21 protein-coding genes and 1 pseudogene are annotated in these 18,224 nt (G+C 68.0%); 6 read left to right on the top strand and 16 right to left on the bottom strand.

Annotated elements, in window-relative coordinates; all coding sequences use genetic code 11:
- On the top strand, window positions 1–947 hold a 947-nt coding region (locus LN042_RS33455; RefSeq protein ID WP_230055212.1), incomplete at its 5' end, for a LysR family transcriptional regulator.
- Window positions 948–1,460: 513 nt separating this feature from the next.
- On the opposite strand, the gene LN042_RS33460 is transcribed toward LN042_RS33455, so the two are convergent.
- The 9 genes from LN042_RS33460 to LN042_RS33500 form a co-directional block, all read right to left on the bottom strand.
- Window positions 1,461–1,886 (bottom strand): hypothetical protein, encoded by a 426-nt coding sequence (locus LN042_RS33460; RefSeq protein ID WP_230055213.1) that lies wholly within the window; start codon window positions 1,884–1,886, stop codon window positions 1,461–1,463.
- 460 nt (window positions 1,887–2,346) lie between these two features.
- A complete protein-coding gene (locus tag LN042_RS33465) occupies window positions 2,347–2,613 on the bottom strand; it encodes a Txe/YoeB family addiction module toxin (RefSeq protein ID WP_230055214.1) in 267 nt (88 codons plus the stop codon).
- The gene (locus tag LN042_RS33470) at window positions 2,610–2,888 is read right to left on the bottom strand and encodes a type II toxin-antitoxin system Phd/YefM family antitoxin (protein WP_230055215.1); all 279 of its coding nucleotides are present in this window, start codon (window positions 2,886–2,888) and stop codon (window positions 2,610–2,612) included. Before LN042_RS33470 ends, LN042_RS33465 begins: the two co-directional genes overlap by 4 nt.
- 457 nt (window positions 2,889–3,345) lie before the next feature.
- The gene (locus LN042_RS33475; RefSeq protein WP_230055216.1) at window positions 3,346–4,014 is read right to left on the bottom strand and encodes a hypothetical protein; all 669 of its coding nucleotides are present in this window, start codon (window positions 4,012–4,014) and stop codon (window positions 3,346–3,348) included.
- A gap of 173 nt (window positions 4,015–4,187) precedes the next feature.
- Window positions 4,188–4,607, bottom strand: coding sequence for a PIN domain-containing protein (locus LN042_RS33480; RefSeq protein WP_230055217.1), 420 nt, complete (start codon window positions 4,605–4,607; stop codon window positions 4,188–4,190).
- Complete coding sequence (locus tag LN042_RS33485; RefSeq protein WP_230055218.1) at window positions 4,604–4,882, bottom strand: CopG family transcriptional regulator; 279 nt, start codon at window positions 4,880–4,882, stop codon at window positions 4,604–4,606. The genes LN042_RS33480 and LN042_RS33485 overlap by 4 nt, the downstream gene beginning before the upstream one ends.
- Before the next feature lie 354 nt (window positions 4,883–5,236).
- Window positions 5,237–5,659 (bottom strand): PIN domain nuclease, encoded by a 423-nt coding sequence (locus tag LN042_RS33490; protein ID WP_230055219.1) that lies wholly within the window; start codon window positions 5,657–5,659, stop codon window positions 5,237–5,239.
- Window positions 5,656–5,871, bottom strand: coding sequence for a type II toxin-antitoxin system VapB family antitoxin (locus tag LN042_RS33495; RefSeq protein WP_230055220.1), 216 nt, complete (start codon window positions 5,869–5,871; stop codon window positions 5,656–5,658). Before LN042_RS33495 ends, LN042_RS33490 begins: the two co-directional genes overlap by 4 nt.
- Window positions 5,872–6,404: 533 nt before the next feature.
- Window positions 6,405–7,085, bottom strand: a complete 681-nt coding sequence (locus tag LN042_RS33500) for a DUF4241 domain-containing protein (protein WP_230055221.1) — start codon at window positions 7,083–7,085, stop codon at window positions 6,405–6,407.
- 232 nt (window positions 7,086–7,317) lie between these two features.
- Between LN042_RS33500 and LN042_RS33505 the strand changes: the two genes are divergently transcribed.
- Together LN042_RS33505 and LN042_RS33510 are read left to right on the top strand one after the other, a co-directional pair.
- A complete protein-coding gene (locus tag LN042_RS33505; protein ID WP_230055222.1) occupies window positions 7,318–7,593 on the top strand; it encodes a hypothetical protein in 276 nt (91 codons plus the stop codon).
- Window positions 7,590–8,018 carry a type II toxin-antitoxin system VapC family toxin gene (locus LN042_RS33510; protein ID WP_230055223.1) on the top strand — a complete coding sequence of 143 codons (429 nt, stop codon included), beginning with the start codon at window positions 7,590–7,592 and terminating at the stop codon, window positions 8,016–8,018. The genes LN042_RS33505 and LN042_RS33510 overlap by 4 nt, the downstream gene beginning before the upstream one ends.
- A 443-nt stretch (window positions 8,019–8,461) precedes the next feature.
- On the opposite strand, the gene LN042_RS33515 is transcribed toward LN042_RS33510, so the two are convergent.
- Both LN042_RS33515 and LN042_RS33520 read right to left on the bottom strand, forming a co-directional pair.
- The gene (locus LN042_RS33515; protein ID WP_230055224.1) at window positions 8,462–9,106 is read right to left on the bottom strand and encodes a LuxR C-terminal-related transcriptional regulator; all 645 of its coding nucleotides are present in this window, start codon (window positions 9,104–9,106) and stop codon (window positions 8,462–8,464) included.
- Window positions 9,094–10,008 (bottom strand): sensor histidine kinase, encoded by a 915-nt coding sequence (locus LN042_RS33520; RefSeq protein WP_230055225.1) that lies wholly within the window; start codon window positions 10,006–10,008, stop codon window positions 9,094–9,096. The genes LN042_RS33515 and LN042_RS33520 overlap by 13 nt, the downstream gene beginning before the upstream one ends.
- A 373-nt stretch (window positions 10,009–10,381) precedes the next feature.
- On the opposite strand from LN042_RS33520, the gene LN042_RS33525 reads away from it, so the two are divergent.
- Window positions 10,382–11,614 (top strand): serine hydrolase domain-containing protein, encoded by a 1,233-nt coding sequence (locus LN042_RS33525; RefSeq protein WP_230055226.1) that lies wholly within the window; start codon window positions 10,382–10,384, stop codon window positions 11,612–11,614.
- 35 nt (window positions 11,615–11,649) lie between these two features.
- Here the strand turns inward: LN042_RS33525 and LN042_RS38175 are convergent.
- Window positions 11,650–11,721 (bottom strand): annotated as a pseudogene (locus LN042_RS38175) (antitoxin); the annotation flags it as partial.
- Window positions 11,722–12,050: 329 nt separating this feature from the next.
- Window positions 12,051–12,731, bottom strand: coding sequence for a DUF4241 domain-containing protein (locus LN042_RS33530; RefSeq protein WP_230055227.1), 681 nt, complete (start codon window positions 12,729–12,731; stop codon window positions 12,051–12,053).
- Between the two features lie 384 nt (window positions 12,732–13,115).
- Here LN042_RS33530 and LN042_RS33535 point away from each other — a divergent pair, with 384 nt between their 5' ends.
- Window positions 13,116–13,805, top strand: coding sequence for a hypothetical protein (locus LN042_RS33535; RefSeq protein WP_230055228.1), 690 nt, complete (start codon window positions 13,116–13,118; stop codon window positions 13,803–13,805).
- A 276-nt stretch (window positions 13,806–14,081) separates the two neighbouring features.
- Window positions 14,082–14,279 carry a hypothetical protein gene (locus tag LN042_RS33540; protein WP_230055229.1) on the top strand — a complete coding sequence of 66 codons (198 nt, stop codon included), beginning with the start codon at window positions 14,082–14,084 and terminating at the stop codon, window positions 14,277–14,279.
- 938 nt (window positions 14,280–15,217) lie between these two features.
- Here LN042_RS33540 and LN042_RS33545 read toward each other — a convergent pair.
- The 3 genes from LN042_RS33545 to LN042_RS33555 all read right to left on the bottom strand — a co-directional run bounded on the left by LN042_RS33545 (window position 15,218) and on the right by LN042_RS33555 (window position 18,223).
- Window positions 15,218–15,811: a 2OG-Fe(II) oxygenase gene (locus LN042_RS33545; RefSeq protein WP_230055230.1), complete on the bottom strand. Its 594-nt coding sequence runs from the start codon at window positions 15,809–15,811 to the stop codon at window positions 15,218–15,220.
- Complete coding sequence (gene cysS / locus LN042_RS33550) at window positions 15,808–17,193, bottom strand: cysteine--tRNA ligase (protein WP_230055231.1); 1,386 nt, start codon at window positions 17,191–17,193, stop codon at window positions 15,808–15,810. The genes LN042_RS33545 and cysS overlap by 4 nt, the downstream gene beginning before the upstream one ends.
- Window positions 17,194–17,320: 127 nt before the next feature.
- Window positions 17,321–18,223: a hypothetical protein gene (locus LN042_RS33555; protein WP_230055232.1), complete on the bottom strand. Its 903-nt coding sequence runs from the start codon at window positions 18,221–18,223 to the stop codon at window positions 17,321–17,323.
- Window position 18,224: the final 1 nt, after the last annotated feature.

Below are 18,224 nucleotides of genomic sequence, written 5' to 3' on the forward strand. Positions count from 1 at the left end.
CCGACAGGGCACCGCGCCTCCAACTACCAATGGATCTACGCCGTCTGCGGTATTTCGTGGCAGTGGCCGAGGAGTTGCATTTCGGTCGCGCGGCGGCTCGGCTGCACATGTCGCAGCCGCCGCTGAGCCGGCGGATCCGCGAGTTGGAGGACTCGCTGGGCACGCGGCTGTTCGACCGCTCGGCACAGGGCGTGCGGCTGACCGCGGCAGGGGCGGTGCTGCTGGCCGAGGCGCGAAAGCTGCTGGAGACGGCGGAGCGGGCGAGTGAACGCGTCCGGCAGACCACCGGACCGCGCACCATCGTGGTGGGCAGCGTGGCCGGGGCCGGCCGCGGTCTCGGTCCGCGCGCCGCCGAGGCTTTCCGGCTCAGCCACCCGGAGACGCTGGTGCGGCTACGGGAGACCGGGATCAGCGATCCGACCGCGGGGTTGCGAGCCCGTGCGGTGGACGTCGCGCTGACGCGACTGCCGTTCGACACTGCAGGACTGTCCGTCCGGGTACTGGTGAGCGAGCCGGTGGTCGCGGCCGTGCCGTCCGGCGACCCGCTGGCCCGACGGGAGAGCGTGGCGGTGTCCGACCTTGCGGACCGGCCGTGGATGAGGCTGCCGGAGGAGGTGGACCCGGCCTGGCGGAGCTACTGGCTCGGCCAGGCGGGCCGCGCCGCCTCCATAGCGCTCCTGGAGGGGGAGTCCACGGCGGAAACGCCTCGGACACAGGACGGCGGGGGACCGGTGGTCCGGGCGGTGGCCGAGTGCCTGCATGCCGTGGTTTGGCAGGGAGCGGTCGGCATCCTGCCGGCCGGCGCCGCCCGCCATCACCGGACCGAGGGGGTGGCCTTCGTCCCGCTGACCGACTATCCGCCCAGCCGTGTGGTGCTTGCCTGGACCGCCGAACACCTGGACCCCGCCGTTGCCGGCTTCGTCGAGGCCGCGGCCGCCTCGGCGTGAGCCGGGGCCGTCGGATGCTCCGGAACGGGTGGCCGCCGTTGGGCAGACCACCTTCCCGGAGGATGACCCGGAGGCTCTGGACAGGGGCGTTGAGAGTGCGGATGAGATTGCGAACGACGAAGGACCCGGCCGCAGTGCGGTCGGGTCCTTCGGTTTGCCCAGGTGGGCAGAGGCGGAGGATACGAGATTCGAACTCGTGAGGAGTTGCCCCTCGGCCGGCCCGGCGCGATCCCGGCCGCGTCCGCTCAACCGTCCCCGGCGGTCTGCTCGCGCGGTACCGCCGGCACTCGGCGGCGCGCAGGCGCTCGCGCAGCCGCGACGGTGATCCCCCGTGGCGACCACCGCCACATCGTCCTGGTTCCGGGGGCCCGGACCCGTTGGCCGGGCCGTTGGTCGGTCCGGCCAGCGGGTGGGCGGGCCGGGAAGGGCGGTCGGCAGGCGTCGTCGGCCCGGGCCGTCAGGTCGAGTTCTGCTCCCGGAGCGAGGGCCGGGCGACCGCCAGCCGACCGGCCGTCACCGCGCCGAGCTCTTCGTGTCGGCCTCCATGCGCGCCAGTCGGGCGTCAAGAACCGTGTACTCGGCCTCTTCGATGGCGGTCAACGCGATTGCGATCGCGGCGGCCGCGTCCGCCTCGGCCCGGTCGGCCACGCGGGCCGCGCGGGCCGCGTCGTGCTCCTGCTTCCGGGCCTGGATGTCGCTGCTCACCTTGGCCGTGTGGTCGTGCCAGTTCCGCTGCATGTCGGCCCACCACTGCGATGTCCTGGTCTCGGCGCCACGCGCCGATTCCTGCAGCTTGGCGGCTTGGTCCTGGGCGGCCTTGCGAGCCTGCTCGACCGTGGCCTGTAGTTGTTCGCGGCCCTGGGCGGCGGCCTGGGATGCGTGGTCTTCGGCGACCTTGGCCCGCTCGGCGAGGGTGCTGAGAGTGTCGGACAGGGCCATCGGGCTGCCTCCTTCGATGGAAGAGAATCCCCCACAGCCACCGTCTCTCCCGCAGCCCCACGCGGCAACTTCGGTGCGGCGCCGTAGTCCCAGCGGTGTCGCGGGCCGGCGGCGCGACTTGGGCTTCCTCGCGGGCAGGAAGGGCGAGCGCCCTGGCCGCCTGAGGCCCGGAACCCCAACCGAGACCAAAACTGAGACCACGACACGAAGAAGGCCCCGGCCGGAAACCCGGTCGGGGCCTTCAACTGCCCACTGGGCAGAGGCGGAGGATACGAGGTTCGAACTCGTGAGGGGTTGCCCCCAACGCGTTCCAATTCCCACGGACAGGGTCCGCTGAAATCCGCACCCGTCCTGACCTGCGGTGGAGGGCACCACTGAGTGGAGTCTGAACCAGGCTGGACGGAGGTGAATGAGACCAGAACTGAGACCAGGGCGTTTGTCTCTCTGCTGGTCTCGGGCTCTACTTGCCGTATTGGTAGCGGCATGCGATGACGCACAGGCTGTCGGCCTGCTCATCAAGGATGTACACCAGGCGGTGTTCCTGATCGATCCGGCGGGACCAGGACCCGGCGAGCTCGTGCCGCAAGGGTTCGGGTTTGCCGATGCCCTCGTTGCCGTTTCGGCGGATGTCGTCGATCAGCAGGTTGATGCGCTTGAGGAGGCGGCGATCGTCTGCTTGCCAAGACAGGTAGTCGCTCCAGCCGCGCTCGGTGAACTGGATCTTCACGCGCTCTGCTCGGCGAGGTCTTCGGGGTCGATCAGTTCGCGGGGCACCGCACGCCCCCCGCGGTACTCCTGCAGGGAGTGTCGGAGGTGGTCGGCATTGGCCGGGGAGCGCAGCAAGTAGTCGGTCTCGCGGAGCGAGGCGTACTCAGCCAGGGAGACGACAACCAGCGGCTCGTGACCGGCGCGTGTGATGACGAGCTCTTCGGCGTCGCTCTCGACGGCATCGAGCGCGGCGGCGAGATTTCCGCGGAGCTCGGTGGCACTCATCGTCTTCATGCCGTACAGAATAACGTACATCCATCGAGCAGGCCAGGGGTAAACGACGAAGGCCCGGACCGCTGTCGGTGCGGGCCTTCTGCGGGCGGAGGATACGAGATTCGAACTCGTGACGGGTTGCCCCCAATACGCTTTCCAATTCTCATCAGCGCCGTCCGCCGGCGTTCAGGACTGTCCTGACCTGCGGCGGAGTGATTCGTCGGGCGGAAGCTGAACCCGGTTGGACCGGGGTGAATGAGACCAGAACTGAGACCACGGCAGTGCAGCACAGCAGACGATGAAGTGACTGCCGCCTGGATGCACCGCTGCAGGATCACCATCACGCGCATGGCGGTGTTCGCATGTTCTGCGCCGGCGCAGTTCGCCGTCCGCCGTGACGTCGGGTGGAACGGCGTAGCTGAGGCGGCGGGGTGCCTCGATCCGAGCGGAACGGGAAGTCGATCTGTTGCCCGCGGTTCTACTTACGGCCCGGAGTCCACGTCATGCCGAGCCGGTAAGCCCGGGAAATCACGTCCTGGATTCCCGGGCCGTCCTTCGGGGTGAACCACCTGACCTCGCGTCCGACGACGAGCTCGCCCTTCTGTCGCTTGATCAGGGCGATCGCGCACGCGTGCGCTTGCGGTGGGCACTCGTCGAGGCGAACCTCGAATCGGTCACCGCGGTCGGAGGTGAGGGTCACCACCGCGTCGAGGCCGCGGAAGTCCTCGGATCCCTCGTAGATGTAGACGAAGAGGAGGAGTTTCGAGAAATCGGCCTGGTGATCCAGGTTGATCACGAGGTTCTCACCGGTAGCCCGCGCACCGGTCCGGTCGTCCGCGTCGAGCGCGACGTACGGGAAGCGGTCCACCGAGCCGAACGAGTTGCCCAGCGCCTGGACGACGGTCTTGCGGCCGTCACTGAACCTGATCATGCATCCGAGGTCGAGATCCACGTCCTTGACCGCTGCGGCCTGCAACGAGGCCCGCATCCTCCGGAAGATGCCGCGCGCCTCTCCGGTCTTCTGTTGGGCGGCGGCCTGGGCCGATGTCCAGTTCAGGTTGACCCGGATGAGACCTGACGTCACGCCGTGCTTGTCCAGGGAGACGGTGGGGGACGCCTTCGTCAGGACTACTGGGGTGGAGACCATGTGGACGGCACGCTCCTGGGGGTGGATCGAGGTGAAGCAGGTGTAGCCGACATCGAAGTCCCGGCCCGGGGCCTCGGGACGGATGTTCGCTGATCCGTGATCGCCTCGACACTGGATTGCTGTCCGTGGAGCCGAGCGAAGCGCAGGGCCGCAACGGAGTGTGGCCGGACGGGTCAGACCTTCACCACCACGACGTGGTCCGGCAGCAGCCTCTCCAGGTCCTCCGGGTCGGAGGTGAAGACCGTCACCTGGCCGCGCTGCCGCAGTGCCACCACCGCGAGCACGGCGTCGATCGCGTACTTGTGCCCGTGCAGGCCGGCATCCGCCAGGAGCCGACGCGCCTGTCGTGCCTCGTCCTTGCCGAGTTCGGCGACGTTCACCCGGGACAGCACCCAGTCCCAGCGCTGCTCCGTGGTGCGTGCGTCGTACGCCTCGACCAGAGTCATGGGCGAGGTGACGATCTCCGCCTCGCCGCGCGCGGCGAGGTCGAGCCGAGCGATCATCATCCGGTCGCCGCGAACCGCGACGGACAGTGCCTCACTGTCCAGGACGAAGACGCGCAGTCGCCGGACTTCCTCGGCTCGCTTCTTCACGCGGCCGCCTCGCTGCCCTTGGCGCGGGCTGCCCGGCGTCGGTCGTGCTCCGCGTCCAGGTCGTCCAGTTCCGCGTACGCTGCGGCCCGTTCGTCACTGCTGACCGGCCCGTGTTCCTCCTCCAACCAGACGACCAGCTCCTGCAGGCGGTCACGGTCGCGCTTGGCCCGGAGGGCGTCGGCGACGTACGCGGAGAGGCCGCGATCGGCACTGTCCGCACGGATCTCGTCCAGCAGTTCCTCGGGGAGGGTGACGGTGACCTTCTTGGACGCCATACAAGTAACCATACTCGCCGTATGGCAGGGTGGCCGGTCGTCTCGGGAAACGCCGAAGGCCCGGGCCGCTGAGCGGTCCGGGCCTTCGATCAGGCGGAGGATACGAGATTCGAACTCGTGAGGGGTTGCCCCCAACACGCTTTCCAACTGTTCGTCCGGTCGTTCAGGGTTGAGCGTGGGCGTCCTGACCTGTGGCGGAGCAGATCGATGGCTAAGGTCTGAACGGCGCCGGACGAGGGTGAATGCAACCAGAACTGCAACCACGATGCACCGTCTTCTGCTGTGCCGCGGCCGCATGATCACAGGAGCAGGGCGCCCATCCTTCTACCAGCCATGGAGTGGGTCCAGCAGCGTTCACTTGCCGGCTTCTGGCCCGTACCACTGGAGGGCCTGTCCGGTGACGTTTGCGATGCACTCGAAGTCGCGGTCTCGGTGTAGGAGGGTCAGGCCCTGCAGTTCGGCTGTGGCGGCGACGATCAGGTCGACGGCTCCGGCGCTGCGATGCTGGCCTCGTCTGGTTAGCAAGTCCTGGACCTGCCAGGCGCGGTCGTAGGCGCGGTCGTCGACCGGTACCCAGCCGAACAGCAACCGCATGTCCTCGATGCCTCGAGCGCGGTCGGCGGCCGTTCGTGCGCTGTAGAAGAACTCGAGTTCGGTGATGGGGCAGGTTGCGATCAAGCCTGCTGCTGCAGCCTGGTCCCAGCCGTACTGCTCGGCGTCGCCGCGCACGAATCGCGCGAGCGCGCTGGTGTCGATCAGGAATTGCGCCGCGTTCACCGGCGGTAGTTCCTCTTGTCTTCGAAGATCTCAAGGTCGAAGGCCCCGCCATCGGCTGCGGCGCGCAGCCGTGTGAGGGCGAGGGCTCGCCGTCTGTTCTCCAGTACCTCGCGAAGAGCGGTGTTGACCGTCTCCTTCTTGGTGCTGGTGCCGAGAGCCTGAGCCACGTCGGCGAGCAGCTCATCGTCCAGATCGATCACGGTTCGGCTCATGCGGTACACCTCCTGATATCAACCTGCGTCGTAAGTATATCTCTCCATGTATCACGGGGGAGGGGCGTCGCGTGGGCGATGCCGACCGAGGTCAAGGGGGTGCGGGAAGCTGTCTGGCGAACTGGAGTTCGAGAAAATGAGCCTCGAGAGGGCCGACGATGTTGTGCGCGCCTGGCGCGAGCTTCGCCGGACGCTCCGATTGCCGATCCGGACCCCTGGGCCGGTCGGCGCATCCTCGACCGGGTCGAGTTCGAAGCCTGCGGCCTCGTGTGAGCCCGAGTGACATGCTCGATGAACGACGAAGACCCGGACCGCTGAGCGGTCCGGGTCTTCTGCCGACGGAGGATACGAGATTCGAACTCGCGAGGGGTTGCCCCCAACACGCTTTCCAATTCTCCCGAACGCTGTCCGCCGAGGTTCGCACTCGTCCTGACCTGCGGCGGAGCGTACGGCTGGGCAGAGGTTGAACCTGGCCGGACGGGGGTGAATGAGACCAGAATTGAGACCACGATCTGGCGTTGGCGCTGTCGGTTCTACTCGTCGACGGGGCCGCGGCCCGGCTGCGGTACCACGAAGAACTCCGTTACGAAGCCGGTGATCGTGCCGTCGATGCTTCGGCCGACCCACGTCGGGTAGTGGCCGTCGCCCCAACCCGAAGAGAAAGCGACGAGGCTGTGGCCGCTCTCGGGGTCAGTGAGAACAGCCGGCGCGCGCACCATGGAGTTCTCCTCACCGAACAGGGCCGCCTCCAGGAGCTCGTAGTGCTCAGCGAGCAAGTCGCCGAGCGGGGCGCCGGCGGTGGCATCGACGAAACAGCCGGTACCGGCGTCGACGCCGTAGCCGAAGAACTCCGTGTCGCCGAGGTCATCGAGGTCTTGGCCGGCACTCAGGGCCAGCGTCCACTCAACGGTCGGCTTGTCGCTCACCTGCAGCCAGGCGGCGGCGACACGCTCATCCACGACCTCGCGGACTTCGCCTCGGGCGATCTCGACGACCGAGAGAACGATCGAGTAGGTGCCCGGATCCACCTCAGCGGTGAACGGGTGCACGTCGTCGCCGAGGCCGATGAACGGATCGCAGGCCGAGACCCTGCCCGAGGACAGAGCGAGCGCGGCCTCGGGCAGTGCGGTCACTGTGGCTGTCATTCCCCGGCCGCAGTCGTACGAACTGCCAGCCGTGAACAGGCGCGCCACATCAGGGGCGGCAAGCGGCATCGGGGCTCACTCTCGCAATAGTTGAACGGATGGCCGGTCGGTGCCTCCACGGGTTACCCCCCGGGTCGCGGACCGTGCTGCCCAGACGCTAGCCCGTGGCACGGACACGTCGGGGGGCAGCAGGTCGCTGCGCTGGGCCGTCTTCAAGAGCCGGCTGACGCCGGACGTGCCCGGACCCTACGCTGGAGTGGCCGTATTGGCTTGAGGGCTGCACCGAGGAGGAGCCGATCACATGAGCACCGCCCCGAACGTGCCTCGGCCGCCGAGCCGTCCTGGCGAATCGCATCCCCTGCGGACGATCCGGGAGATCAGGGAATCCCTGCCCCCGGATCAAGTCGAGCATTTCGATGCCGAACTCGCTGATGCCGACATCGATGCTCTGCCGGCCATGCTCCATCGCTGGGCGACCCTCGGGAGCGACGGGTTCCTCGAACAGCTCCTGTCGGCACCTTTCGAAGGGCTGGAGTTCGGGCAGCGCTCCTACGATGACGCAGCGGACAACGAGTGATCTACCTGCTCGACACCAACGTGGTCGCCGAGATCACCACTCGGCCCAGGCCGGCCCCGGCGGTCGTCGCATGGGCCCGCTCCGTCCCGGCTCCTGCCCTCTACCTCAGTGTGATCACGATCGCGGAGATCGAGGCAGGTATCGCGGTGACGCATGGCCCGCTACGGCAGGCATCCTTCGAGCAGGCGCTTGAGGGCATCCGGGACGAGTACCGCGACCGTATCGCTGCCATCGGAGAGCGCGAGGCTCTTGCCTACCTTGCCGTCCACCGGCAGCTCAAGAGCACCGGAATGAGTATCGACCCGCCGGATGCACTGATCGCTGCCACCGCCATCGCGAACGGTTGGACACTGGTGAGCCGGAATATCAAGCATCTGGCCCGGACGGGCGCGCTCACGCTGAACCCGTGGGAGTACCAGGCATAGGCGCACTCCGAGCGGGACTTGCCGGATTGCCCAGATTTGCCCGCAATAAGTGAGACCAGAACTGAGGCCATGGAACGGCGATGGCCCCGACCGCAGCGCGGTCGGGGCCATCGTTTGCCCAGCTGGGCAGAGGCGGAGGATACGAGATTCGAACTCGTGAGGGGTTGCCCCCAACACGCTTTCCAACTGTTCGTCCGGGTGTACGAGGGCGTTCATAGGGAGCTTGACCTGGGGCTAAGCGTCCGATCGGCCGGGCTCTGAACGTTGCTGTACGAGGGTGAACGCAACCAAAACTGCAACCAGCGCAGGGCACGATCTGCTTGACGAGAGACGGTTCGGCACTGTCCCTCAGTCGCCTGACGGCCACATGGGCGACGCCTCGGATCGAGTCGGTCAGTAGCCCGCGTAGTTACGTGGTGCCGGAGCGCGCCGGCCGCGTCTCCTCAGTGGCGGCTGAGGTAGGTGAGGACGGCGAGGACGCGCCGGTGGCCGCTGTCGGTCGGCGAGAGGCCGAGCTTGGCGAAGATGTTGCCGATGTGCTTGTGGACGGCGTTGTCGGTGATGACGAGCCGGGCCGCGATCGTGGCGTTGTCCTTTCCCTCGGCCATCAAGGCGAGGACTTCGCGTTCGCGTGGCGTGAGGGCGGCGGTCGGGTCGTGGGCGGGACGGGTGAGGAGCTGCCCGATCACTTCGGGGTCCATGACGGTGCCGCCGGCGGCGACCCGCCGCAGCGCGTCGGTGAACTCGCTCACCCGGCTCACGCGGTCCTTGAGGAGGTAGCCGACGCCGCCGCGTCCGTCGGAGATCAGCTCGCCGGCGTACTGCTGCTCGACGTACTGGGAGAGGACGAGCACCGGCAGGCCGGGGTGCCGGCGGCGGGCGGTGATGGCGGCGTGGATGCCCTCGTCGCGGAAGGTCGGCGGTAGCCGTACGTCGACGATGGTGACGTCCGGCTGGTGTTCGGCGACGGCGGCTGCGAAGCCGGGGGCGTCCTGGGCGATCGCGGCGACGTGGAAGCCCTTGGCGGTCAGCAGCAGTTCCAGCCCGTTGGCCAGCAGGACGTTGTCCTCGGCGATCACGACCCGCACGGCACGCTCACCGTGATCGCGGTCGGACCGCCGCCGGGGCTGTGGAGGTGGACGGTGCCGTCGAGTGCCATGACGCGATGGCGGATTCCGGCGATGCCGGTACCCAGCGTCTCGTCGGCGCCGCCGATCCCGTCGTCGGCGACCTCGATCGACAGCCGGTCGCCGTCGCGTGCGACGCGGACGGTGCTGCGGGTGGCCTGGCTGTGCTTGGCGGCGTTGGTGAGCGCCTCGGCGATCGTGAAGTAGGCCACGGCCTCGACTGCGGCGGGGACCGTGCCGAGGTCACCGACATCCAGGGTGGTGTCGATCGCCGATCGGGTCGCCAGTGCGGTCAGCGCCCCGGCGAGGCCGCGATCGGCGAGGATCGGCGGGTAGATCGTCCGCAGCACGCTGCGGAGCTCCGCCATGGCCTCCTCGGTGCTCTCCTGCGTTTCCTCCAGGAGTCCGGCCACTGCCCGGGGGTCCTCGCTCAGCAACTCGCGGGCCAGGCCCAGCCGCATCGCGATGGCCACCAGGCGGGCCTGGGTGCCGTCGTGCAGGTCACGCTCGATCCGGCGCAGTTCCGCGCCGTGCGCGTCGACGGCACCGGCCCGCGTCTCGGTCAGCGTCTCCACGCGCTGCGCCAACCGCTCGGTGGCCGAGGGGGACAGCAACGCCACACACAGCCGGGCGTGCAGGCGCGCCAGTGGTGGAACCAGCCAGTAGGTCAGGGCTGCGAAGACCACGGTTTGCGCGGTCCCCAGAGTCAACGCCGTACCCCACCCGGACAGTTGGACACCGGCGGCGAAGCCGCCCGCGCGGGTGCCGGCGGGCAACGCCCACCACAAGGGCACCGTGACGGCTGCGGCCACCGCGTTACCCGCGCACAGCACCACGACGAGCCCGAGCGCCAGGCTGGTCACGATGGATACGCACAGCCATCCGAGAACACGCCACGCACCGACCCGGACGGGACCAGAACGCGGCGAAGCGGGACCGGGCCGCGGGGAAAGCAGCAGCCGGTCGGCGCGGCGCCGATGCCAGGACGCCCAGGCGCGCGCGATCGTCGGGACAACGAGTACGGGCAGCGCCAACACGGCGACCGCAGCGGTCAACAGGCTTCCCAGCAGATAGCCCAGACCGCGCCACATCGTCCAAAGCCGGCCAGCTCCATGGTGATTCATTCGCACAAGTCTGAGCGATGGTCACCAGGCCTGACACTACAGCCCACTGCACCTTCTTCTCACCAGCGAGCGGTACTGCCTGCTCACTCGGCCAGACCTAGCGTCAACGCCCATGACGAGTTCACAGAATCCTTCGCCACGGCGGCGCGGCCGATCCATCCGACGGAACCTGGCGCTGGCCGCCATCGTGGCCGGAATCCTCTCCACCAGCGTGCCCGGCGCGATGGCCGCCGGGCCGCACGACAACCGAACCCAGCTCCAGCGCGACGCCGATGCGATCACCGCAGTCGGCGCCACGGGAGTGCAGGCCCGCCTGGTCACCTCCGGCGGCCGGAACCTGACCGCCACCAGTGGTGTCGCGGACCTGAGGGACCGACAGCCGATCTCTCGGAACGGCTACTTCCGGATAGCCAGCGTCACCAAGACGTTCGTGGCCACCGTGACCCTGCAACTCGCCGGTGAGCGCAGGCTCTCCCTGGACGACTCGGTCGACCGCTGGCTGCCCGGCGTGGTGTCCGGAAACGGCAACGACGGTCACGCGATCACCATTCGCCAGCTGCTGCAGCACACCAGCGGCATCCACGACGACTACCCGGACTACACCTCGGCGGCGGACTTCCACCAGCACCGGTACGACAGTTACACACCCGAGCAGACCGTCGCCCGTGCGATGCGCCACCGCCCGGACTTCCCGCCCGGCAAGGACGGGAGCTGGAACTACTCCAATACCGGTTACGTCCTGCTCGGCATGATCATCGAGCGGGTCACCGGGCACTCCTGGCACGAGGAGGTGAGGGACCGGATCGTCCGGCCGCTCGGCCTCGATCACACCTTCTGGCCGGGCACTTCACCCACGTTGCCCCGGCCGCACGCGGAGACCTATCAGAGCTTCAAGCCCGGCGAGCCGCTGGTGGACGTCACCGAGCAGGTCGGCCAGGGCACCAACGGAGAGGCCGGGCTCGTCTCCACCACCGCCGATCTCAACCAGTTCTTCCGCGCCCTGCTCGGCGGCAGGCTGCTGCGACCGGCACAGCTGGCGCAGATGCAGCAGACCATGCCGGTCGGCGAGGAGTTCGAGCGGCTCCTGCCGGGCGCCCGCGACGGGCTGGGGCTCTTCTCGCGCCCGCTGTCCTGCGGCGGGGTGTACTGGGGTCATGAGGGCGGTGATGCCGGTTGGATCACCGCCACCGGGGTCACCGCTGACGGCCGGCGCAGCGTCGTGGTGTCCCTGTCGGGCGTCCGCGCCAATTCCACGCAGGACGTCCTGCACGTGGAACAGGCCGAGACCAAGCTGGTCGACGACGCCCTGTGCGCGAACCCGGACGCCGGCCACCAGCGGCGTTGAGGTCCTGCGCAGGTCGCCGACACGGGCCACCAGCGCGACGGCGGGGCGATGCCGGCGAATGTGTCGGTAGAGGCTCGGCCGATGGTCACCGCCGGGTTGGCGCTGGCGGAGGAGAGGTTGAAGGCGGCGGCCCGGAGGCCGCCGCCGAGGCCCGGATTCGCGACTGAGACCAAAACTGAGACCACGGAACGAAGAAGGCCCCGACCGGAACCCAAGCTGAGGGGTCCGGGCCTTCGTGAAGGCGGAGGATACGAGATTCGAACTCGTGAGGGGTTACCCCCAACACGCTTTCCAATTCTCCTCGGCACTGTCCGCCGGGGTTCACACCCGTCCTGACCTGCGCCGGAGCGGACGGCTAGGCAGAGCTTGAACCTGGCCGAACGGGGGTGAATGAGACCAGAACTGAGACCACGATCTGGCGTTGGCGCTGTCGGTTCTACTCGTCGACGGGGTCGCGGCCCGGCTGCGGTACCACGAAGAACTCCGTTACGAAGCCGGTGATCGTGCCGTCGATGCTTCGGCCGACCCACGTCGGGTAGTGGCCGTCGCCCCAACCCGAAGAGAAAGCGATGAGGCTGTGGCCGCTCTCGGGGTCGGTGAGAACAGCCGGGGCGCGCACCATGGAGTTCTCCTCGCCGAACAGGGCCGCCTCCAGGAGCTCGTAGTCCTCAGCGAGCAGGTCGCCGAGCGGGGCGCTGGCGGTGGCATCGACGAAACAGCCGGTCCCGGCGTCGACGCCGTAGCCGAAGAACTCCGTGTCGCCGAGGTCATCGAGGGCTTGGCCGTCACTCAGGGCCAGGGTCCACTCCACGGTCGGCTTGTCGCTCACCTGCAGCCAGGCGGCGGCGACACGCTCATCCACGACCTCGCGGACTTCGCCTCGGGTGATCTCGACGACCGAGAGAACGACCGGGTAGGTGCCCGGATCCACTTCAGCGGTGAAGGGATCCAGGTCGTCGCCGAGGCCGATGAACGGATCGCAGGCTGCGACCTTGCCCGAGGGCAGAGCGAGCGCGGTCTCGGGCAGTACAGTCACTGTGGCCGTCATGCCTTGTCCGCAGTCGTACGAACTGCCGGCTGTGAACAGGCGCACCACATCAGGGGCAGCAAGCGGCATTGGGGCTCAACCTTGTAGTAGGAGAACGGATGGCTGGCCGGTCGGTGCCTCAACAGGATTGATCCCTTGAACATCAGCCTGGCCTTGCTGCCCAGACGGTAGCCCGTCGCACGGACAGGTGGGGCAGCAGGTCGCTTTGCAAGGTCATCTTCAAGGGCCAGCTGACGCCGAGCGTGCCGGATCCGGCGCTGGAGCCGACGCTTACCCGATGCCGTGCGTTTGGGGGCGGCCTCGGCGGGTGTTCCCCGGTATGGCAGACATGCCGTTGGCGGCCAGTTGAGACTGGCCGCTGTCACACAACAACCTGATTGGCGCACCGGTCACCTGCTGGCTGATTGCCTACGACCACTCATCACATCGGATCTGCTCGTCTAGGTTCTCCTCATGACTCCTCCCGCCTGGACGGACGACGAGCTTGTCGCCGCGATCCGCGAATTCGCTGAGGCCAACGGCCTCCCCGGCCCCGCACCGGTGGCAGCCGCGGACGAGCTCGAAGCCTTCACCGGGTATCCGCTGCCCCCACTGCTGCGGCGGCTCTACTGCGAGGGCGCCAACGGCGGCTTCGGTACCTTCGGGGGCCGCCCCCGCGAGCGCCACCGGGTCACGGGCGGTGCGGTGTCACTCACATGGGCCGGTACATGCTTCAGCGGCGAGGTGTCCCTGCTGAGCGTTTACGACGGTTACACAGCCCAGGCCTCCGGAGAGCCGCCGAACACCTACCCGCGCTCCATGCTGCCGCTGGTGACCACCGGCGGCATCGTTTGGTGGTGCGTCGACCTCAGCACCCCCGAAGGCACGATGTTCGGCCACCACTGGTGGGCCTGCGAGCAGCACTGGATGGTGCCGCAGAACCTCACCCTGGCGGAGTGGCTCACCGACTGGCTCCGCGGAAACGAGCCCATCCCGGCAGTCTCCCCGGTCCCCGGCTGCTGCGCCCCGCTGACCTCGGAAACGGGAAGGCAGCCAGCCCGACTTCCAACCACCGCCCATCGGGCTTGGCCTAGAGGATCCAGGGGATCCATCCTGCTAGGAATTCTTCGGCGTATTGCCGGATGGGTCGCAGGTACTCCATGACCGACGCATCGGAGCTGGTGTCGGCCAACAGGTGCAGCAGTAGGTCGACGATGTGTCTAGCAGCCAGGTCGGAGAGGCATCGGCCTTCGGCCGATCCGGAGGTGCCGCGCCCGCTTCGCTCTCTCCGGTCGGACGGCGGGTGGAGTGCCCTTCCGCCGGTCGCGCTGGGTGTCGGCGGTCGCGCGGGAACCCCGGCGGGGGCTCCTCCGGACCAACCCTCCCGCCGGTTCAGTTGAGCCTCGCATCCCGAGATCTGGGCTGTGCGATGCTCCAGGCATGACGAAGGAACCCGCCGGGTGCGACCATCCTCAGGGGACGTCCGTAGGCCAGTACAACTGCTGGAAGAACAGCGAGACTGAGGTCCACTTCGAGGTCGAAGAGTGGCCGGCGTGGAAGGCGCGGCGGCTCGCAGAGATCCTCTTCAACGGTCTTCTCGAGCGCGCAGTCAACGAATCATCTCCGCCGGCCGAGTAGACACGCTCGAAGGACCTTCTCAACCGTTCCCCGAACGGTGTCCGCCGGGGTTCGCGGGCGTCCTGACCTGCGGCGGAGCGAACCGCTGGGCGGCGGCTGGACCCGGCTGGATGGGGGCAACGTCACCTGTCTGTAGGCGAGAACATCAGTGCAGGGGAAGAAGTATGACGGGAATGATCGCAACTGTCAGTCATCGCGGTGACGGTCCACCTAACGTGAGACCGCCTGAGAACGAGGTGGGTGGACAGATCCTTGGTCCGCCGTTCGTCGCCGAAGGTATGGCTACCGCCGTGATCATCACCCAACTCCTGGCGTTCTCAACGGGCCTCGCCGTGGACCTCGAGATCCGCTTCAACAAGCGCGACACCCCTTCAGGGGCATTGACCGAGCTGAGGCGGCTCATGCGTAACGAGCCGGGCGTAGGAAGTGGCCACCTCCACCTCGCCCTTCGGTATCCCGACGGGATAGCCATCCACCTCGCGGCGGGGAACCAGAATGCCGTAAGCGCACAAGGGCCCCATCGGAGCGCGATCGTTCGGTACGCGTCCTCCAGCGGCCCCAGTTGGCGACTCGGCTACTGGATCCGATCCTTGCCCACAGCGGGCGAATCTACCCTCTCGCTCGTGTGGCCGGATCATGGCATCGAGCACACACAGTTCGTCGTTCCAACCGAATCAGTAAGGCTCGCTGAGGCGCAGATCCGCCGTCTGTGGAGGTCGACCTCCCCGGCGTAAGCCCTGTGAAGTTCCGCTCTGGTGGGACCAACGCCTTCGCGCTGGTCCCACCAGCCTTGGTATCACCAGGTGAGCTTCCTCCGGGACCGGCGTCATCGGGGAGCTTCCCTCCGAGTGACCGAGTCCCCCGCCCCGCCATGGCGGGGCGGGGGACAACAGGTTGAGCTACCGGGCGTGTCCTTCTCCGCGCCGTATGGGGCGGAGTCAGGCGGCGCTCGGGATCGAGCTCTTCACGAACCGGCGGGCCAGGACGGTGTAGCGGGCACCTGCTGTGATGGGGCGGACGCCGTGCATGAAGGCGCGTGTGGCGGGGAAGGCGACGAGCGCTCCCTTGGCCGGGCGGAGGTCGAGCGGAGGCTCCTCGAAGTAGAGGGCGCCGCCGGCGTACTCGTAGGGGCCACTGAGGAAGAGCACGGTGGTGAGATCGCCGCCGATGACGGGCTGGCCGTTGGTGGCGGCCCGTTCGAGTTCCTGCGCGGTGACTTCGTCGTGGTGGGTGACGAAGCCGACCCCAGGGCCGTAGCGGTAGATCAGGGTCGGCTGGCCGGGGACGGGGTAGGTCGCGACACCGAAGAAGGCATCGACGTGCGGCGTGACGGCCGCGGTGACGAGGTTGGCGAGGGCCTCGGGCACCTCGCCGTACTCGCAATTGCGCATGCTCTGGTCGACCATGCCCTGGTAGCTGCGGGGGCGCTGGGCGCTGTGCTCGAAGTGCCGCAGCAGCTCCTCGCACAGGACTGCGGGCAGGGCGTTGTCGACGGTGAGGGGGCCGAGCGTGTTCCAGGAGGTTGAGGTCATGCGGATGTCACCTGTTCTGTGAACCACCATCGGGTCGTGTCGGGGGTGTCCTCGATGACGATCCCCCGCTGTTGCAGGGCCTTGCGGATCTCGTCGGCTTCCTCGAACCTGCGGGCCTGGCGCAGTTCGCGCCGGCGGGCGAGCAGGGATTCGATCTCGGCGTCGTCCGTCGTGCGGTCGTCGAGGTCGAAGGCGTCGAAGAGTTCGTCGAAATCCTGGAGCAGGGCCAGAGCGGCGGCGCCCGGAGGCTCCTCGCGCCGGTTCTGCTCGCGGATGTAGTCGAAGAGGGCGGCGAGCGCACCAGGGGTGTCGAGGTCGTCATCCAACCGCTCGAAGATCGCATCGCGGGCACTGCGAGCCAGGGCGATGCTCGCGGGGCTCTCCGCGTGGTTGCGGTCGATCAGGCGGGCGAAGTTCTCCACGCGTCGGCGGGCGGCTCGGGCCTGGTCGAGCGTCGTGTCGTTCAGCTCCATGGAGGAGCGGTAGTGCTGGCTGAGGAAGGCGTACCGGAGGGTGCGGAAGTCAGCGGTCTTGAGGATGTCGCGGATGGTCAGGAAGTTGCCGGTGCTCTTGGACATCTTGGCGCCGTCGACACGGAGCAGCCCGGCGTGCATCCAGTAGCGGGCCAGCGGGTCGAGTCCGGAGGCGGCCTCCATCTGGGCGATCTCGGCTTCGTGGTGCGGGAAGATGAGGTCGACGGCGCCGCCGTGGAGGTCGTACTGGGGGCCGAAGATGGTGTCGGTGATGGCCGTGTCCTCGATGTGCCAGCCTGGCCGGCCCTCGCCGAGGGCGGTGGCCCAGTACGGCTCACCGGGCTTGCGGGCCTTCCAGAGGGCGAAGTCGCCGGGGTTGCGCTTGTGCTCGTTCTCGTCCACCCGGGCGACCGAGTCTTCAGCCTTGACCTCGGTGCGGCCGGACAGTTTCCCGTACCCGGGGAAGGTGCTCAGGTCGTAGTACCAGCCGTCGTCGAGCCGGTATGCGTGGCCGCGCTCGATGAGTTGTTGGACCTGGGCGACGATCTCGTCGATGTGGTCGTGAGCGCGGCCGAAGATGTCGACGTTGGTGTTGCGCAGGGCGGCCATGTCGTCGAGGTAGTGCTTCTCGTACTCGGCGGCGAGGTCGCGGGGGTCGATGCCCAGCTCGTTGGCCCTGCGGATGATCTTGTCGTCGACGTCGGTGAGGTTCTGTGCGTAAGTGACCTGGTAGCCGCGCTTCTTGAGGTAGCGGGCGACGAAGTCGAACTGGGTGTACGTCTTCGCGTGGCCGACGTGGCTCAGCCCGTAGACGGTCGGACCGCAGACGAACATCTTGACCACGCCGGGCGTCATGGTGACGAATTCCTCTTTGGCCTTGGTCAGTGTGTTGTGCAGCCTGATCGCCATCTCTCGGACCTCTCCCGGGTCGGTGCTGTGTGATGAGCTGAAACGGGCCTAACGGTCAGTCCTATGAACAGATTTGGCTGACCGTCAGGCCGGGTTCAGCAGGGTTGAGAAGCCTATCGCGCAGGGCCTACCAGGCCGCTCCGTCCGGATCCGCGCATCGCGATCCCCTCAGCTGCAGTCGGTGCTGGTAGCGGCTCCGGATCTGCTGGGCCTCGGGGCCGTCGGTGACGAACCCGTCGATGGTCGCGCAGAACATCTCCAGGGCCTCGACGCGGCGTTCGAGGTCGCTCCGGCAGGTGGGGTCGCAGCGGATGGCGTCACGGAGGATTCCGGCCTGCTCCTCGGTGATGAACCCCCGGCTGACGAGCTGGCTCAGCTTCCACTTCCTGTTGGGGATGAACTGGCCGGCCGTGGCGTAGATGCAGTCGATCACCTCGTCCACCGCGAGGTTGAGCAGGTAATGGCCGGCCTCCGGGCCCAGGCGGCGGGACTGGCGCAGGGACATCTCCCGCACGTCCCAGGTGATCCGGTTGGCCAGCCGCTCGCGTTCCAGGCCGAGCTGGGTGCGGGCGGCCTGGGCCTTGTGGTGGATGAGCTCCTGGAACGAGCCACCGCGGTCGTGGAGGACCTGGCTCTTGTGGAGGTAGGTGTCGCACTTCTCGCCGGGCCAGGCAGTCCTGGGGTCGCACTCGTACTGGTAGATCAGCTGGTGGACGTTGACCTCCATGGAGCCCCACGGCATGGGGACGTGGAAGAGGAACTTGGGCACCCAGTTGGGGATGCGGTCAGCGATCAGTTGGCAGGTGTCCGGGAAGTGGGGGCGCCACTCGCTGGCTTGCAGGGGGATGTCGAGGACGACGGCGACGTCGAAGTCGGATTCCTCGTCGAAGCAGGTCGGGTTGTCGGGGCAGTCGGCGCTGGAGGACAGGATGTACAGGGCCTGGACTTCGGGCTTGGTCATCCAATCGGTCAGCAGCGGGGACATCGCCTCTCGGGCGAGTCCGAGGGCGGTGTTCGGAGTCCGGGGCATG

The organism is Kitasatospora humi (genome assembly GCF_020907985.1).
GTDB classification, from domain to species: domain Bacteria; phylum Actinomycetota; class Actinomycetes; order Streptomycetales; family Streptomycetaceae; genus Kitasatospora; species Kitasatospora humi.